General features: G+C 47.0%; 17 protein-coding genes. 6 read left to right on the top strand and 11 right to left on the bottom strand.

Annotated features, from left to right (window positions below):
* Nucleotides 1-29 precede the first annotated feature (29 nt).
* From KAI36_RS06215 to KAI36_RS06195, 5 genes are all read left to right on the top strand, one after another.
* Nucleotides 30-560: a cysteine hydrolase family protein gene (locus KAI36_RS06215; protein WP_028543084.1), complete on the top strand. Its 531-nt coding sequence runs from the start codon at nt 30-32 to the stop codon at nt 558-560.
* A 610-nt stretch (nt 561-1,170) separates the two neighbouring features.
* The gene (locus KAI36_RS06210) at nt 1,171-2,355 is read left to right on the top strand and encodes an acetyl-CoA C-acetyltransferase (protein WP_220027267.1); all 1,185 of its coding nucleotides are present in this window, start codon (nt 1,171-1,173) and stop codon (nt 2,353-2,355) included.
* Between the two features lie 55 nt (nt 2,356-2,410).
* Entirely contained in the window at nt 2,411-3,151 is a 741-nt protein-coding gene (locus tag KAI36_RS06205; protein WP_220027266.1) for an acetoacetate decarboxylase, read from the top strand.
* A 43-nt stretch (nt 3,152-3,194) separates the two neighbouring features.
* Entirely contained in the window at nt 3,195-3,860 is a 666-nt protein-coding gene (locus KAI36_RS06200) for a CoA transferase subunit A (protein ID WP_220027265.1), read from the top strand.
* Nucleotides 3,857-4,513, top strand: a complete 657-nt coding sequence (locus KAI36_RS06195; RefSeq protein ID WP_220027264.1) for a 3-oxoacid CoA-transferase subunit B — start codon at nt 3,857-3,859, stop codon at nt 4,511-4,513. Before KAI36_RS06200 ends, KAI36_RS06195 begins: the two co-directional genes overlap by 4 nt.
* Nucleotides 4,514-4,754: 241 nt before the next feature.
* Here the strand turns inward: KAI36_RS06195 and KAI36_RS06190 are convergent, their stop codons facing one another.
* From KAI36_RS06190 to KAI36_RS06180, 3 genes are all read right to left on the bottom strand, one after another.
* The gene (locus tag KAI36_RS06190) at nt 4,755-4,934 is read right to left on the bottom strand and encodes an H-type small acid-soluble spore protein (protein WP_023987462.1); all 180 of its coding nucleotides are present in this window, start codon (nt 4,932-4,934) and stop codon (nt 4,755-4,757) included.
* A 56-nt stretch (nt 4,935-4,990) separates the two neighbouring features.
* Nucleotides 4,991-5,230, bottom strand: a complete 240-nt coding sequence (locus KAI36_RS06185; RefSeq protein WP_023987461.1) for a hypothetical protein — start codon at nt 5,228-5,230, stop codon at nt 4,991-4,993.
* Between the two features lie 335 nt (nt 5,231-5,565).
* Complete coding sequence (locus KAI36_RS06180; RefSeq protein WP_025719294.1) at nt 5,566-5,964, bottom strand: RidA family protein; 399 nt, start codon at nt 5,962-5,964, stop codon at nt 5,566-5,568.
* Between the two features lie 425 nt (nt 5,965-6,389).
* Between KAI36_RS06180 and ku the strand changes: the two genes are divergently transcribed.
* Nucleotides 6,390-7,304, top strand: coding sequence for a non-homologous end joining protein Ku (gene ku, locus KAI36_RS06175; RefSeq protein ID WP_013309197.1), 915 nt, complete (start codon nt 6,390-6,392; stop codon nt 7,302-7,304).
* A gap of 22 nt (nt 7,305-7,326) precedes the next feature.
* On the opposite strand, the gene KAI36_RS06170 is transcribed toward ku, so the two are convergent.
* The 8 genes from KAI36_RS06170 to KAI36_RS06135 form a co-directional block, all read right to left on the bottom strand.
* On the bottom strand, nt 7,327-9,132 hold the full coding sequence (locus tag KAI36_RS06170) for an ABC transporter ATP-binding protein (RefSeq protein WP_220027263.1): 1,806 nt from the start codon (nt 9,130-9,132) through the stop codon (nt 7,327-7,329).
* Nucleotides 9,133-9,274: 142 nt separating this feature from the next.
* Nucleotides 9,275-10,771: a nucleotidyltransferase domain-containing protein gene (locus KAI36_RS06165; RefSeq protein WP_220027262.1), complete on the bottom strand. Its 1,497-nt coding sequence runs from the start codon at nt 10,769-10,771 to the stop codon at nt 9,275-9,277.
* Nucleotides 10,772-10,799: 28 nt separating this feature from the next.
* Entirely contained in the window at nt 10,800-11,285 is a 486-nt protein-coding gene (locus KAI36_RS06160) for a lasso peptide biosynthesis B2 protein (protein WP_220027261.1), read from the bottom strand.
* Nucleotide 11,286: 1 nt separating this feature from the next.
* A complete protein-coding gene (locus KAI36_RS06155; protein ID WP_025720436.1) occupies nt 11,287-11,589 on the bottom strand; it encodes a lasso peptide biosynthesis PqqD family chaperone in 303 nt (100 codons plus the stop codon).
* Nucleotides 11,576-12,619, bottom strand: a complete 1,044-nt coding sequence (locus KAI36_RS06150) for a dephospho-CoA kinase (protein WP_220027260.1) — start codon at nt 12,617-12,619, stop codon at nt 11,576-11,578. The genes KAI36_RS06155 and KAI36_RS06150 overlap by 14 nt, the downstream gene beginning before the upstream one ends.
* 190 nt (nt 12,620-12,809) lie before the next feature.
* Nucleotides 12,810-12,938 carry a paeninodin family lasso peptide gene (locus KAI36_RS06145; protein WP_023987454.1) on the bottom strand — a complete coding sequence of 43 codons (129 nt, stop codon included), beginning with the start codon at nt 12,936-12,938 and terminating at the stop codon, nt 12,810-12,812.
* A 52-nt stretch (nt 12,939-12,990) separates the two neighbouring features.
* Entirely contained in the window at nt 12,991-14,916 is a 1,926-nt protein-coding gene (locus tag KAI36_RS06140) for an asparagine synthase-related protein (RefSeq protein ID WP_220027259.1), read from the bottom strand.
* The gene (locus tag KAI36_RS06135; RefSeq protein ID WP_220027258.1) at nt 14,913-16,181 is read right to left on the bottom strand and encodes a sulfotransferase family protein; all 1,269 of its coding nucleotides are present in this window, start codon (nt 16,179-16,181) and stop codon (nt 14,913-14,915) included. The genes KAI36_RS06140 and KAI36_RS06135 overlap by 4 nt, the downstream gene beginning before the upstream one ends.
* Nucleotides 16,182-16,354: the final 173 nt, after the last annotated feature.

Here is a 16,354-nt window from a genome sequence, read left to right as displayed (position 1 = left end):
GGTGATACACATAGGGAGGGATTGAAACGATGGGGCAAACCGTTTTACTCATGATTGATGTTCAGCAGGCTATGTTCATGTATGATGAGAAGCTGTATCGTGAACAGGAAGTTGTAGCGCATTTGCAGCAGCTTTTGGACAAAGCCAGAGCTACAGGTACACCGGTGATTTTTGTTCAGCATACCGATGAAGCGGATGAGGATTTTCGGGAAAACAGTGTAGGCTGGGCCATCGCCGACGTGGTGCGTCCTCTTCCTCATGAACGAATTGTCCGTAAATCATCTTGGGACAGCTTCTACCAAACCGAATTGGGCCATGTGCTGAAAGAACTGGGGGCCGATCAACTCGTAATCGCGGGGATGCAGACCGAGTTTTGCCTCGACACGACTTGCCGAAGCGCCTATAGTCTGGGATACCAGAACAACGTGCTCGTATTGGATGCGCATAGTACATTTGATAGCAAGGTGCTGAGCAGTGAACAAATTGTAGCTCATCATAATGGGATGCTTGGCAATCGTTTTGTGCGTTTACTCGCGACAGCGGATGTACATTTTTCGTGAGTTGTTAAAGTTTTATGTTCCAAGCCGATTGCTTTCAAGCAAGTCGGCTTCTTTTTTTTCATGCGAAAAAAGCGCCCTTTCGAGTGACACCGTTAACAAGAAGCAAGCTGGCACAATATGACGAAGATCATGAATATTGAAAGGCAAAGCCGTCTTCAGAACATTCTGGAGGCTTTTTTTATTTCCCAGCGATGAGTTAGATGATATTTGCGAGGAAAACTTTTTCACGTATGGATTGTAACTTTCATTTTTAACAGAAAATTCAATTTATGATCATAATTTTCAGAAAAATTAAGAAATTAACAGAAAACATTAGAATGGCCTAATTATTGTGGAGTATATGGCCCTATAAACATCTGTACATAGATATATGTAAATATTTGAACATTGAGCAAAAACTGCATTAGAACTATGATAAAAATGGTTTTAATTTCCAATGAGAGAAGGCGATCGAACCGTCACACTCACTGTCTTAGGCACCATGATATGCCCGCAAGCAAATGTATCTTGCAGTCGCTGCGTCTCGTAGGTTAAGAGCGGAAATTACAAATTGAAGTGCAATCATGGATGTATTGTGTCTTGAACACAGCGAAAGGAATGTGAGTTTTTAATGAGAAAAGTAGCTTTAGTAAGCCCGTTGAGAACAGCGGTCGGCTCTTTTAACAAAACCCTTGCGCCTCTAAGCGCTCCTGAACTGGGAGCAACTGTGATGACAGCATGCCTTCAGCAAAGTAAATTAGAGCCTTCTTTGATTGATCAAATTTATTTGGGAAATGTTCTTCAGGCGGGCAATGGCCAAAATCCTGCCAGACAGGCGGCACTAAAAGCCGGTATCCCTATTGATGTACCCGAAACAACGATAAACACGGTTTGCGGTTCAGGACTCCATGCCGTTGCTTTAGCTTACAATTCAATATTGGCTGAACAAGGCAACATCGTCTTGGCCGGAGGCATGGAGAGCATGTCGAATGCCCCTTACCTGCTAAGAAATGCAAGAAACGGCTACAAACTTGGCAACGGTGAGTTGGTAGACTCCCTGGTGGCCGACGGTCTTACGTGCCCGATCAACCATTACCATATGGGAATTACCGCAGAAAATGTTGCCGAGAAATATGGAATTTCAAGACTTGAGCAGGATGAATTTTCCTATCAAAGCCAGATAAAGGCCGTAGAAGCTAAAAACAAGAAGCTTTTTGAAGAGCAGATTGTTCCAGTCATGATCAAAAACAAAAAAGAAACTATTTCTTTCACGGAGGACGAACACATAAGAGGAAATACAACGAAAGAAAAACTTTCTCAATTAAAACCTGCGTTTAAGGAGAACGGAACAGTTACCGCCGGAAATGCTTCAGGAATCAATGATGGCGCGGCGGCTATGCTTGTAGTGTCGGAAGACAAATGTAAGGAACATGCGTTAAAGCCGTTGGCATATATCAAGGGTTATTCACTTGTTGGCGTTGACCCTGCATATATGGGAATGGGACCGGTAAAGGCCATTTCGTCACTTCTGAAGCAACAGGGAATGTCTATTGATGACATTGATCTCTTTGAAATTAATGAAGCGTTCGCCGCACAAGCACTAGCGGTATTGAAAGAGCTTGGAATCAATCCGGAGAAGGTGAATGTCAATGGCGGTGCGATCGCGATCGGGCATCCTGTCGGTGCAAGCGGTGCTAGGGTATTGGTTACGCTGGTTCATGAAATGGTGCGAAGCTCTTCACGTTACGGCATCGCCTCGTTATGCATCGGAACGGGAATGGGAATAGCGATGCTAGTTGAAAATGCACTCATTTAAAGTGCGAGTTCAGGATGACTTTTAGAACTACCTCTTAAAAGAAAGGGAGATCGCTATGAATCAAAAAGATGTACTTTCACTCCAATCCATGCCTGCGGCCAGCGGCAGTTATGGGCGCCCGCCATGTCGCTTCATCAACCGGGAATTTTTGATCATTACCTATGAATCCGATCCCGCTGCGATTAGACAGGCGGTCCCGGAACCTCTTCAGCCGGATGGAAGCAATACCGTTTCCTATGAATGGATCAAGATGCCCGATTCATCCGGGTTAGGAAGCTATGAGGAAAGCGGTATTGTCATTCCGTGTACTTTTCATGGAGAACCCTGTAATTTTGTTGCCCAAATGTATTTAGATAACGCGCCTGCTATTCTTGGAGGACGTGAAATCTGGGGATTTCCGAAAAAATGGGCGAAGCCTCGCTTGATCGTTGAGGAGACGAAGACGCTGACGGGTACATTGCATTACAACAACGTCTTGGTGGCCACGGGAACCATGCCTTTCAAATATAACATTCTTGATGAAAAGGAAACGGCTAAAGCCATCGCAAAAACGCAAGTTAATTTGAAGTTAATTCCTGACGTTGACGGTACCCCAAAAATCGCTCAGTTAGTAGCGTATAATCTCGAGAACATTACTGTAAAAGGCGCCTGGTCAGGGCCTGCCAGATTAAGCCTGATCCCCCATGTCAACGCTCCTGTGGCAGATTTGCCGGTTAAAGCTTATATTGGCGGAAAACATTTTATTGCTGATTTAACGCTTCCATATGGAAGAGTCCTCTACGATTATCTCCAATAAAGTTTGCTTTCCTAAAAATATATATATATAAGGAGAAGGAACCATGAATAACAAAGTAATCTCCGCTGAAGAAGCAGTTAAGAAGATCAAAGACGGAGACACGGTGATGGTCGGAGGTTTTCTGGCAGGAGGCTTTCCGGAGGACCTGGTGCGTGCGCTTGTCGACACCAATTCCGCCAGCAATCTTACGATTATTTCCAATGACACAGGCACACCGGAATTATCTATTTATAAGCTTGTAAAAAGCGGCAGAGTAAAGCGGATTTTTGCATCCTATATCGGCTCCAATCCGGAAACGGGAAGGCTCCTGATGACGAAAGAAGCGGAGGTCCAACTCTTCCCGCAAGGCACGCTCGCTGAAAAAATACGCGCAGGAGGAGCCGGTTTGGGCGGTGTTTTAACACCTGTAGGTGTAGGCACCATTGTAGAGGAAGGAAAACAGAAAATAGAAATTGATGAAAGGGAATATTTGCTCGAACTCCCACTCAAAGCGGATGTGGCGCTAATCAGAGCCCATAAGGCTGATGAAGCGGGGAATCTTGTCATCAACGGCTCTTCACGTAACTTCAATATGGTTATGGCTACAGCGGCAGAGTATGTAGTTGCTCAGATAGACGAATACGTAAAGACAGGAGAAATTGACCCCAATCATGTCAACGTTCCCGGAATATTTGTCGATGCAATTGTAAAGGTGGGTGGAAACGCATGAATAACAGAGAATTCATTGCTCGAAGAATAGCCCAGGAATTTAAAAATGGCGAAGTTGTCAACCTTGGTGTCGGAATGCCTACAATGGTAGTGGACTATATCCCCGAAAACATTCATATTATGCTGCAGGCTGAGAATGGAATCCTCGGTGTAGGCCCCAAAGCGGCTCATGGAAAAGAAAGACTCGATTGTATCGATTCAGGCGGAAACTACGTTACAACTATGGAAGGAGCATGCTTTTTTGACAGTGCACTTTCATTTTCCATCATCCGCGGAGGGCATGTGGATATCACCGTGTTGGGCGCCCTGGAGGTCGATGAGAAAGGCAACCTTGCAAGCTGGATGATCCCTGGGAAAAAGGTTCCAGGCATGGGGGGAGCCATGGATTTGGTGGTTGGAGCCAAGAGAGTGATTGTAGCCATGGAGCATGTGAACAAAAATGGGGCGCCGAAAATACTGAAACAATGCAAGCTGCCCCTGACTGCTGTAAATGTTGTAAAGACTATAGTAACCGAAAAAGCTGTCATCGATGTTATTCCGGGTAAAGGGCTGATGCTAAAGGAAATTGCTCCGGGTTTGTCGGTGGAAGACGTTCAATTGGCAACAGAGGCTAAGCTGATGGTTTCACCACATTTGAAGGCCATTGCAGTATAAAGGTCATAGAAAGGAGACAGTTGCACCTTCAAATTAACTTGTCTGGCGTTTAACATGCCCCCTCGACTGCATTTATTATTACAAATAAGGTTCGCTAATTGCTCATTGAGCAATTGCGAGCCTTTTAGGGTTGGAGCGGGACCATTCAAGCAGCATTCTACGATGAAAGCCTACAGCTGTCCAAAATCTTTCTAAAGCTTTACCCCATACTATGGGAAAAAATCTGTTTGGTGCCCCTCTCCTATTGTTCTTCCAGACGATCCACACGGACGGTTTGAGTATTTCCTGGTCTGCTACCTATCTGTACCGTTGCCATACCGTTTGCTTGGTCTACATGCTCAATCCAGATCGGTTTACCATCCAATTGTACGGCAATATTTTCGGATGAATCATAAATAGCTTTTGCTCGTTCCACGTTCATGTTATTCTTCCCCTCCTGATTGTTGTTGTGTGCATTAATTCAAAAATATAGTTCACCTAGTCTTCATCTATAATCCGTTCAACGTCTAATGAAGGGATGCTATGAGAAGGCGAAGTTGAAACTACAGCCTCCAAATCCACATGAGCCACAGCTACGGGAAAAGGCGGACGGATTCCATGTGAAAGAGCAAACTCGGGCGGCAATGCATCCTGTTCGCCTCCAGCTGGGCCCCGAAAGGCGATTTGGCTTTGACCCACACGATGCCTGATTTGCTGAGGATAGGATTTTCCGGACATAAATTGTGTACCCCCTTTTGAATCGGATATGCCTTACTATGTACCAAAATTGCTGTAACCATGCGCATGCGGAAGCAATTCGTTGTCTTCATCTACGCCTCATACAAATCCTTTGTATGAAGCATAAAAATGATTTGCTCACAGCCAAGGCGTTGGAATCGAAGGATGCAGATGCGGATAGCTCCTCACTATGCGATGCTCGGTAATCGTTTAGTGCGTTTGCTTGCGACGACGGATGTACATTTTTCGTGAATTTAAACATAAAACAGCCCCAGCTTCTCACGAAGACCGGGGCTATCTATGATTCCATCCCATAAATGAGGTGCGTATTATTTTTATGCTTTAGCTGCCCAAATTTCAATTTCAATTTTTATTTCAGGCAATCCTAGAGCAGTAAGGTAGCCGATAGTCATTGCAGGATAATCATTCCCGAATAACTTTTCCCATTGGGAATACATGTAATCCCAATCTATCTGCTCAGTTGCCCATACATTTACTTTTATAATATTGTCAGCGGTTAATTGTTCGGCGTCCAAAACTGATTTAATGTTATTAAAAGTATTGCTGATTTGTAGGTTAAAGCTTTCTGGGAATTGGCCATTCTGATCTACTCCAACTTGACCCGAAGTCACGAATAGCTCTGAATTTCTGGGAATTTTAGTTATATGTGTGTAATTCCCTACTGGTTTCGGCATACCTGCCGGGTTTTTTCTAGTTATTTTTTCATTTTTCATTTAATCGACCTCGTCATTTTTAAATTTTTCTACCGTTTCTTCTAACCATTTTTAGGCAGACTCCACCAATAAAAATGATTTTAGAAAAAAACAGCAGTAGAGTATCCATATCCAAAAGATATAAAGTTTAATGATCTTTTCTTCATGACATGAACACTCCTTTCTTATAAAATGTCAAAATCGTTGGTTATCCCTTATCTTAATATAACTAATGTAACTTAACAACTTCATATCATTGTGTTATGCGATGTAGTCATACCTCAGAATGCAGATTAGTTGGCTTGCTCTTTTCTTTACAACCTCATACATTCCTTTCTCCGAAGCATACTAAGTGAAAAATCTAAGTGAAAAATGGATATGCTCACAGCCGAGCGTTGGAATCGAAGGATACAAAATGCGGATTAAAGAAAAGGAGGAGCGGCGTAATGCATACAGTCTGGAAAGGTGCGATCAGTTTTGGGCTGGTTCATGTGCCCGTTAAAATGTTTTCTGCTACTGAGGATAAGGACATTTCCATGCGTTATATTCACAAGGAGTGTGGAAGCCCACTTAGCTATGTACGAAAGTGTCCCGTTTGTGATAAGGAGGTCGAGTGGGAGGAAATTGGAAAAGGCTACGAATATGAAAAAGGAAAATTTGTCATGTTCGACAAGGAGGAACTGGAGCAAGTTAGCGGACAAGCGGATAAAAATATTGTTATTTTAGATTTTGTGGATTTGCAGGAAATTGATCCGATTTACTTTCAGAAAACGTATTATCTGTCACCGGATCAAGCAGGCTCCAATGCGTATAAGCTGCTCATGAATGCGATGAAGGATACCGGGAAAATCGGGATTGCCCAAATCTCCATTCGCTCTAAAAGCAGCCTGGCGGCTATTCGGGTATTAGATGAATGTTTGGCGGTGGAGACGATGTTTTACCCCGATGAAATTCGCCCCATTGCTCAAGTGCCTAACTTACCGGGGCAGGAGGAGGTTAAAGAGAAGGAGCTGACCATGGCAAAAATGCTGATCGAGCAGCTATCTACACCTTTTGATGCAGCAAAGTATACGGATCAGTACCGCGAGCGTCTGCTGGATCTCATTCAACATAAAGTGGCTGGTGAAGAGGTGCGAATCGCCCCAACACAGCCTCAGACCAATGTAGTAGATTTAATGGCCGCCCTTCAGGCCAGCATCGAGGCAGTGCAACCTGTCGTTACCGATCCCGGCCCTGCTGCGAAAAAACGCCCTGCGCGTAAACCAGCGGCCCCAACAGCACAGCAGGCTGTTGCAGGCGAGAACATCTCTCCGACTCCAGTCAAAAAGAAAAGAAGCACTGCCAAACGTAAAGAAACTTAAGCTGAGTTACAGAAAAGTCTGGTTAAGGGGTGGCGGTGACACTGCTTTGATACGATAGTAGCTGACTGAACGCCCCCCGCTCCTCTTGTTCCAGTTGGTGGTAGTTCCCCTGCTGTATGACCTCGCCTTGATCCAGTACGACAATTTGATCCGCATGTCTGATGGTTGACAGACGATGAGCAATGACGATCAACGTCATTTGACCTTTCATCCGTTCCAGTGCTGCCTGAATTGCGGCTTCATGCTCACCATCCAGCGCACTTGTCGCTTCATCTAGTATAAGTACCGAAGGATGATGTAAGACAGCCCGTGCCAATACTAGCCGTTGACGTTCTCCTCCAGACAGACGAATCCCGCGATCTCCAATTACTGTGTCCAGCCCTTCGGGCAATCTGGATACAAAGTTGTCTGCGGCGGCAAAATGTAACGCCTCCCATAGCTGCTGCTCACTAGCATCCTTATCTGCCAGCATCAAATTTTCGCGGACAGTCGCATGAAATAAAAATGGGTCTTGTGACACGTAGCCAAACGACTGCCGCCACTGGAGCAACAATTCGTCGTCCAGCACAAGCCCGTCTATTGTAATCTGTCCCCCAGTTGGACGTAAAAAACCCATCAGAACATCGACCATTGTACTTTTGCCTGCTCCCGATTTCCCTACAATGGCTGTCATTCCCCGGGCGGGTATGAACAAATTAATATGACGCAGCGCAGGCTCTGCTGCACCATCGTAGCGATAATCCAGATGGCTGCATTCGATCCCATGACGAAGGGACAGGGGTTGCCGTACAGATGCAGATACAATCAATGACGGATCTGTGAAAGCTTCGCACTCCTGTTGCACCTTGGTGACACTTTCAAAAGCGGAGATCATAGACATGATGTATTCCAGACTTGCTTGAATAAGAGCAAATCGGGGCCATAAGCGGGAAAATATAAGAATCAGCACAATCAGTTTTTCAGGAGTAACATGCAGCCACTGCAGCGATATAAATATGACACAAGCGACAAAAACAGCTGCTGCTGTACGATGAAAAAACTGTGTGGTCGCATTTTGCCGGACAAATTGGGTCGTATTATCCTCCATGCGTTGTGTCAGGGAGCGAAACCAATGGATATTCGCCGCTTCCAACAGATTGCTTTTAATATCTTTCATGCCGTTCATGTGATCCGTAATTCCAGCAAAATAAACCTGCGACAACTCAGTCGTACGATCACCTAATTGTTTGGCATTTCGAATGGAGCGGCGGAACACGACAAACAGCCCCAATCCACTCAGAAATACCAGTCCGGTTAAAGAGGGGGATAACCAAAAAGCCAACGCAATCTGGATCATCGTAAACATGACGGCTGTAGTCAGTTGAAGAAGCAAATTCGTTCCCTGACTGACACGCGCCAGCTCGGTCGTCATCACATGGCTAAAATCAGATTTACGCTGACGCAAATAAAATGCCCACTGCGCCTTCATAAAGGAAGTGTACACGTCTATTCGAAGGGAACGCATAAAACGCTGCTGAATCCGCGAATTCAGGATGGATTGGTAACGCTGAAGCAAAGCCTGCCCTGTAAGCAGCACTACAAAAACCATCAACATCCCCGGCAACAGCCAGCTTTTAGGAATGAACGGCAAAAAATGATCCAATCCATCAGACAGAAATGGCATCCCTGAATGACCGACAAATACGCCGATGGCCGCCAGCATAGGAACAAGCATATAAATGCCAAAACCCTCCAGCAGGCTGACAATGATCATACATCCAATATTGAGAAATAACGCACTGCCGTTCACGCTATACAGCTTTGTCATATATAATCGCAGGTGAACCATAACGCACACTCCTTATCCAGGATTTTGAAAAATTCGATTCCAGTCGCTCCAAAGTGCAATATATAGACGAACTAGACCATTTCGATCTATATATTGTTCATTGAAAGTCGCTTATTGGATTTTTGCAAAATCCTCTATCGAGTCAGTGCTTTGAAAATCGCCGCTTCAGCCAAAGAAATGGACGTAAAGGGATATACAAAAAATGCAGCTGGCGAGGCAGTGGAAAAACGGCCGAATCCCCCATAGAAGGAAACAAACGGCTGATGAGGTACCATAGTCTGTGTCTTGGCTCTTTTAAGGAAAGCAAGTAAGTGCGGCTGATCGGCTGATGGGCAGCCGCCGTGTTTCTGGTCATGACTTGGCTGGAGGCGACAGCTGGAGTAATGGGGGCACAACTGGTAGCGGTGCTCATCGGGCTATGATCGTCGTTACTGGCATCTTCCGTGATGCTAGTAACGCCACTGGTGGCAAGCATGGCTGCTTCGCCACAGGTATCGCATACTGAAGCACCGCCATTCGGAGGTGCGGCCTCCGCTTGCTCCGCCAAAGCTCTGCTGTGCAGCGGCTCTGATGGAGCAAGCCTACCTGTACCCGACCCGTGGGCAATCGGGTACGGTGCGGGAACGCTGGCCTGCATGAAGGCCAGCGCGCTCAGCGCGAGCCTGTGCGCCTGCCGGGTAGCCGATACCGGACGCATCGGCTCCGGTATCGGCGTACCCAACAGCGCAGCGGCGAGTGCCCAAGCCTGCCCGCCAGCAGGCAGGCCCCCGTAGCGGCGCATCATCGGCAGTAGCGCCTCCCAATCGACAGCACATACCGCAAGCCTGTCGATGTCAACCAGCCAACGCAGCCTGAACCAGCCGTGACGCGCACCATGCGCGCTCAAGTACAGAAATTGATGCTCGCTGCCAAGCGTATACATACAGGACGTCATCACAGTCCTGTTGTCGGCAGATTCCAATGGTACCTGCCGACTGGCTCCTGCAGCTTTGCCCATTTTCCGGCAGTTCCACAGCTCGTCAAAAGAGGGTTCCCCACCCCCATCCGGGTGAAGCCGCCAATGCAGCTCAATCTCTACCCGTTTTTGCAGATGTAGGTAGGATGCATGATGGTCCTTCCATTTCCAACTGCCAAGGACACGCACTTCTCCGCTCTTGGACGCATATCCGGCTTCCTTCATCCAATACTCAGCCTCATCCATATCGTCAGAGGCAATGAGTAAATCTATATCCTTGGAGGTACGCAGAGAAACATCCCCGTACAATTGCTGCGCCAGAGCAGGACCCTTCAACATAAGCACACGAATTCCATGAGCTATGAGCAGCCTGGTCAGACGCTCGGCTTCTGCTTGAAGATGGAGCATGCGAAGCGTGTTTCGATGATACTGCGCCTGAAGGTTTCGCAACAATTCTGCGGGAATGAACGGATGATTCAATGTTTTCAGTTGGAGATATACCGTAGGTACCACTCGATGGTGCTCGGTCAGACGTAAAAAGCGGACCCAATCCATCTCACGCAGCTGGGTAGCAGCAGTCTTATCCTGCCAATGAGAAACGTCTTTCCCCAATAGAGAGAGTAACAACGTTAATTCTTGATCCTCATTCCAATTCGCAAGTTCCAAAACAGACTTGGTGGGCATGTATTCTTCTCCTTCTTGTCTCATCGCATTAAAGCAAAGAACTACCTTTATCTTCCATCTTCGTATTTGTAGCCATCACAGCACGTCTCCCGAATATCCCCACCACCGTAAATGCTTCCATCTCCCGTTTCCCCGTAACATAAATCGGTCCGCTACGTACCCATGCATGTGCGGCCAAGCGTCCAGCGGAATTTTTGGCTGTGCCCAGATACAGCGTGCAGTCCAGCTTTCTGCGCCCCAGCAACGTCATCGCCGCAGCGGCTTGTACAAGACAACTACTGCGCCAAGGAGTATAACGGCTTGCCAGCTCCACAGCGTGCGAAATCTGCTGAATGCACTTCTCCTGCCTGATATCACACTGCCATGGAGTTTCTTCCATACATATGCCCCAAACCCTTGAGTAATCCCCAAAAGAACGACGCTGGCGCAGCCTCGCCCATCCCAGCTCCAGCCAGGCTTCCGGCAACAATCTCCTAACCTCTGGAGACAGGAGAAGAAGCCGTTGTATCCGCATGTTATACCGACTCCCGTAGAAGCTTTAACAGTCCTTCCCGCTCCAACTCAGCCACAAAGGTATGTACCTGCTGTCTGCACTGTTCCTCGTCCACCTCATATTCATTCGTCAGGACAGTTACGATATCGCCAAGTGAAGGACCGGATTCTGCCAGTTCCCAGATTCGTCCTCCTGTGAAACCTAAGTTATAATATTTACCAGTGTTAATGCTCATCATCACTTTTTCTCCGTCCATATCACTGACATAGACCTCTTCACCGTAAATGACGCGATAATGGTCTTTAGCTGGATTAGTGGCTGCCATAACTCTTTTCCTCCTTACGAATGATATCAAGTACCCGTTGTACAACCTCGGACGCAGTAAAGACGGAACTATCCCTCAGCAGCCGCCAGCCCTCTACTTTACGAGCCATCCTAGCCGCTGTATCAAACGACCATTCACTCAAACCCATTCGCGGAATAATCACCCTACGATATGTATGTTGTAGTAATGTATGCAAGCACTCCAAAACGTTCAAGGGCTGTTCCGTAACCGCCATTAGCTCCCCTTCGCGCATCAACGCACGGATTGGAGAATCTGCCACAAGTTCGAATATGCCCCCTAAGGGCAGCGGATCGTTAAAAAATTCATCTACGGCGGATACGGCATATTTATTCAGCTCACCTGCAAGCATACGCAGATCTCTGTATTGTGGCATTACAGAATTGCCATCAGTTAGGGAACGTATGTGATTTCTTTTGCGTGCATGCTTGTTCTCCCGTAAAGCCTCCAGTTGGAGCAAGCTATCCACCCCCAGCTTTTGCTGCGGATAAGCTGGATACACGATGGCTGAGGAAGCCGTAGCTTTTACAGCAATCACGTCATCACTAACCATCTGATAACCTGCCTGCCTAAAAGCAGCAGCCAGTGTCGATTTCCCCGTACCCGATTCACCCACAAATGCGTAGGCCTTCCCCCCGATGACGACCGCACTTCCGTGAATAGGTAATATTCTTCTTTGCATCAGCAGAACACCCATGCATGTACCCAGCACAAACAGCCGCACGGTGTCAGGATCGGCCCCGGAGAATATGCTTACCTCGATCTCCTTGCCTTCCCTGACGGCATAAATGGCCGTGCCTGGTATTTGGAACATAAATCGCTCATCTAGCATCACAAAATTGGCCTGCTCCAACTGATCACTCCATGCAGTTAAATCAGCCTGTCGAATGACTACATCCTCTACTGCTTCCGGTGCTGCCAGGATCAGCTCAGGCAGATTAAGCTCACTGGAAATCCTGAGTCCAAAGGCTGTATATTTCGTCCAACTGACATTTGCACTCCTGTCATGCACGATAGGACTCACTCCTCTGTCCTTAAAAATCCCGTCTTTATTTCTTGGGCAACACCTCTAACCCGAAGAAATAAAGACGGCTTTGTATTGAATACGAGTCCAATGGATTATGCTATTCTCGTTCATTCAGTCGTTATCGGACCAGTTTTTTTGCTTCCAGCCCAACATCGGCTGCATGTATAACCATGTGTTAGCTTGGATTATGAAGATCGGCATCGTGGTCAGATACCCAGTCAATCTGTTTCCAGCCTTTACCCGCCATAGTCTGGTTAATATCCAGCACCTCTATCGTCGGTTCCTGCCATTCTTTTTTACTCATCTCATCACCTCCCCTCCAACGAATGGCGAACTGTCTGACCGGATAGGTTCGATCAGTTCAATCTACAGAGAAAACGGTACACGATCAGGCTATGCATTAGTAGTCGTATATTCGGATCAGAAGCCTGCTCAGGGCGGGGGTGGTGAAGTTTCGCCATAGCCGTCTTAATAAACTCAATATTGAGATATTCGGCGGCTCGTAAATCATGACACATCAGTTGAAGCTCTCCCATAAACGTATCCCAGCAAGGAAGCATTCGATGTAGCCAATCCGCAGGCTGTACACCGCGTACCCGCTGGTTCAACCGAACATCATCAGGTAGATGATCACGCATGGCCGTACGAATGAGGGCACGGTCCCGACCGTTTTGCACATACTGTTCAAAAGGCACCGATAAGCAAAAGCGAATCACTCGGCTGTCTCCGGTCGGATCACGTTCCCACAGGCCATACCGTAGTGAAAGTTTGGTCGCGACCACACCATTTTTGTTAGCAATCGCCAAATTCGAAAATTTCTCTTTTCTCGTCTGATCGGCGTTTTTCATCCAGCCTGTTCCGCTCAATACAGGAATATCTTCTACATGCATCCGTTTGGCAAACTCCGGGTGGATCAGTGAAGGAACGGGACTTCGATTGCTACGCCGCAGCCATGAACGAGATTCAAGCGAAGTCGCTTTTTTCAACATCACAGGGAGTAGATGAGACATACGCCTGCCCGTAAGCTTGCTGTACCGCCACAATCCCTGAAAGGATTGCAACCAGTGCAAACGACGAAACTGCCGGGCATAATAGTCTAGTGCAGGGCCCCACGATACGGTAAAATTGCCTCGTGCCCCGGTCAATAGTACACCGACATTGTGCTCCTGTGCTTTTTCATAAAAACCTCTGATCCAGAAGGAGTTTTCAAAATATTTGTAGGGTGCTTCCATGAGTTCCAGCCAAATATCAATTTCTGAAAACGGACTTTTCCCCTCAAAATCCATATAATTCTCGTGAATGTTGCCTACATAGCGAGCCGTAGACTGAATATAGCTTCGTTCGTTCGCCAGCAATGTAGGCGGTGTCCAGTCTGTAAAATCTTGAACAGGCACATAGCTGTAGGCATGCAGCGGCTTTTGTTGCAAGTGCAGCGATGGCGCGGCAAAGCTGGCAACCGCCCCGGAATCCAGCCCTCCGCTCAAGGCAGCCCCTACAGCGCGATGCGTCCGTAGTCGGGCAGTGACCGCCTGTGTGAACACCTCGCGGAAAGCTTCTATGTACTCGCCTCCTGTTTTGAGCCGCAGTGGCTCTACCTCATCCAGACATGCATATTTATGAAGAGTTCGCTTCCCCTCCTCCATAGTGAACCAATGTGCAGGAGGAAGCTGGTTGATATGCTTGTATGCAGTCGTTCCGATATCGACGGATTCCTGCATGGCACGGATGGACAAAAATTCGGCCAGCCACGGTTCATACAGTTCTTTTCGCAGAGAGGACAGGGCCAAAAGTGGAGCGACTACCGTGCTAAACGCGAATCCTCGGTCATGTTGGTAGATGTACAACGTACGATTTCCTGTCGTATCTCGAGCACCATATAATCGATGTTCCTTGGCATCCCAAATGACAAAGGCAAAATCACCTATCAGATAACTGGCTGCTTCCACTCCCCATTTGTCATATGTCAGCAAAATCAGCTCGCTGTCCGTGATATCTTGCCGCCGTTCCTGCTCAACTCCCAGCCGTTCAAACAGCTCGGAACGATTGTCAATAATCGCATCCGCTGTGATTGCCAAATCTCTTAGCTCATCATAGAAGGGAAGACGCTCATGAACAGATTCCGGGGTCACATGCTGGGCATGACAACCCAAAAATATTGAGCCTTCGCACCAAGCACATACGCGGTCAGCGGGATATTTTCGCAGGGCTTGCATCATTTTACCGCCTTCTTCGGTGCTTACGGACTCATGCCCAAAGCTATAGATTCCGGCAATCGCACTCACGTTCTTCCCCCTTTTTCTTTTCCTATACTTGATAACGCTACAGACGCCAAGCGCCCGAGCTTACGGGCAAAGAGGCTGCGAGATCGGAGACCTTGATTTGGGCGTTGATAGCTTTGGAGCTGAGCGATAAGACGGTTCCGATCCTCATAGCTATGTGCCAACCTGTTTTCCAGTGATTGGATCCGCCGATCGCTCACGATCTGGTCCACCTGCATCCTTGCCAGATCTTGAGGTACAGTATGACGGGTTGCATTTATCACAAGTTCTCTGTTATCTGCATCCTGGTCTTCCAGCATCCGATAAGCTGCCTTCCATTCAAAGCCGCTTTGTTGGAGAAATTGTTGTGTACGTTGACTCAGCAGCTCTATATCCGGCTCATCTTCAAAGCGGACTCCAGTCATCTGCTCAGCCTGCTCCAACGCTTCCGCGTAACCAAGCTGCCTAAACATGCGGGACCCAATGCTTCTGCAATATAGCTCAATTTCCGCTTTACTCAACAAATGTTGCCAGCTATGTACCGAATCCTGATGCGCCTGCTCATGCTCTCCTACGAATGGATCACCCGCTCCCATACTATAAAAAAGACTGGATTTGGGCGTATCCGCAAAGTCTCCGTACTTTTCCATCCCCGGCTCATACTTGATCCCCAGAAAACTGCACAGCTTCTCGATCTCCATCGTTGGATTGGATACGAGCTGTTCATACTTAAGCGGGTATGCAAGTGGATGAGGTGTGGCAAAATAATGAGCATAACGGAACAAACCAACCGTAATATCCGTCATTTTCATATTAAAATGCGGACTCCCCAGTTCCTCCAGCAGTTGAAAACGTCCATTCCGTAGCTGATTGACCTTTTTGAATGAGGCCACAATGGCCAAAGGATTCCGGATAAGCCACAGCCTGCGGGCAGCAGGGAATAAACGGTCTATAAATTCCAGCACCGTATAGTAACGCGGAGATTTGTCGATAAGCATATCTGCTGTAGTTCCTTGAAGCAGACCATTATATATTTCAAGTGCATATGAACGGGAGGCCTGCTCCAATACGTCGGAGGGAACCATACCTTTAAAAAATTGCCGAAGTATCCCTGTTCCTCCATATGGCCGTGCATGTGACTGAGGAAGATCATATAGACTGAGCAGAAACCACATTTCCTGTGTGGCAAACAGGTGGGAATGGTTTTGCAAAATGGCGGTAAGCAGCGAGCTTCCACTCCGAGGGACACTTAACAGGAATACCAGCCCTCCGCCTTGCTTTTCAATCAAGCAAACTCCTCCTCTACCTCTGCTCAAGACACTCTAATAGATACATATCGTATTTTATTATAAATTTATGATACATAATGTATCTTGTCAATCCCTTTGATGGATAAATTCAGCACTTCACGTTCATGTTAAACCATATGTAGATCTATAAGTTCAACAATCAGCCTGTAAAT

Source organism: Paenibacillus sp. S02, from assembly GCF_019454065.1.
Lineage (GTDB): Bacteria > Bacillota > Bacilli > Paenibacillales > Paenibacillaceae > Paenibacillus > Paenibacillus polymyxa_B.
Note: the sequence above shows the minus strand (reverse complement) of the source record. Positions and strands in the feature narration are given on the sequence as shown.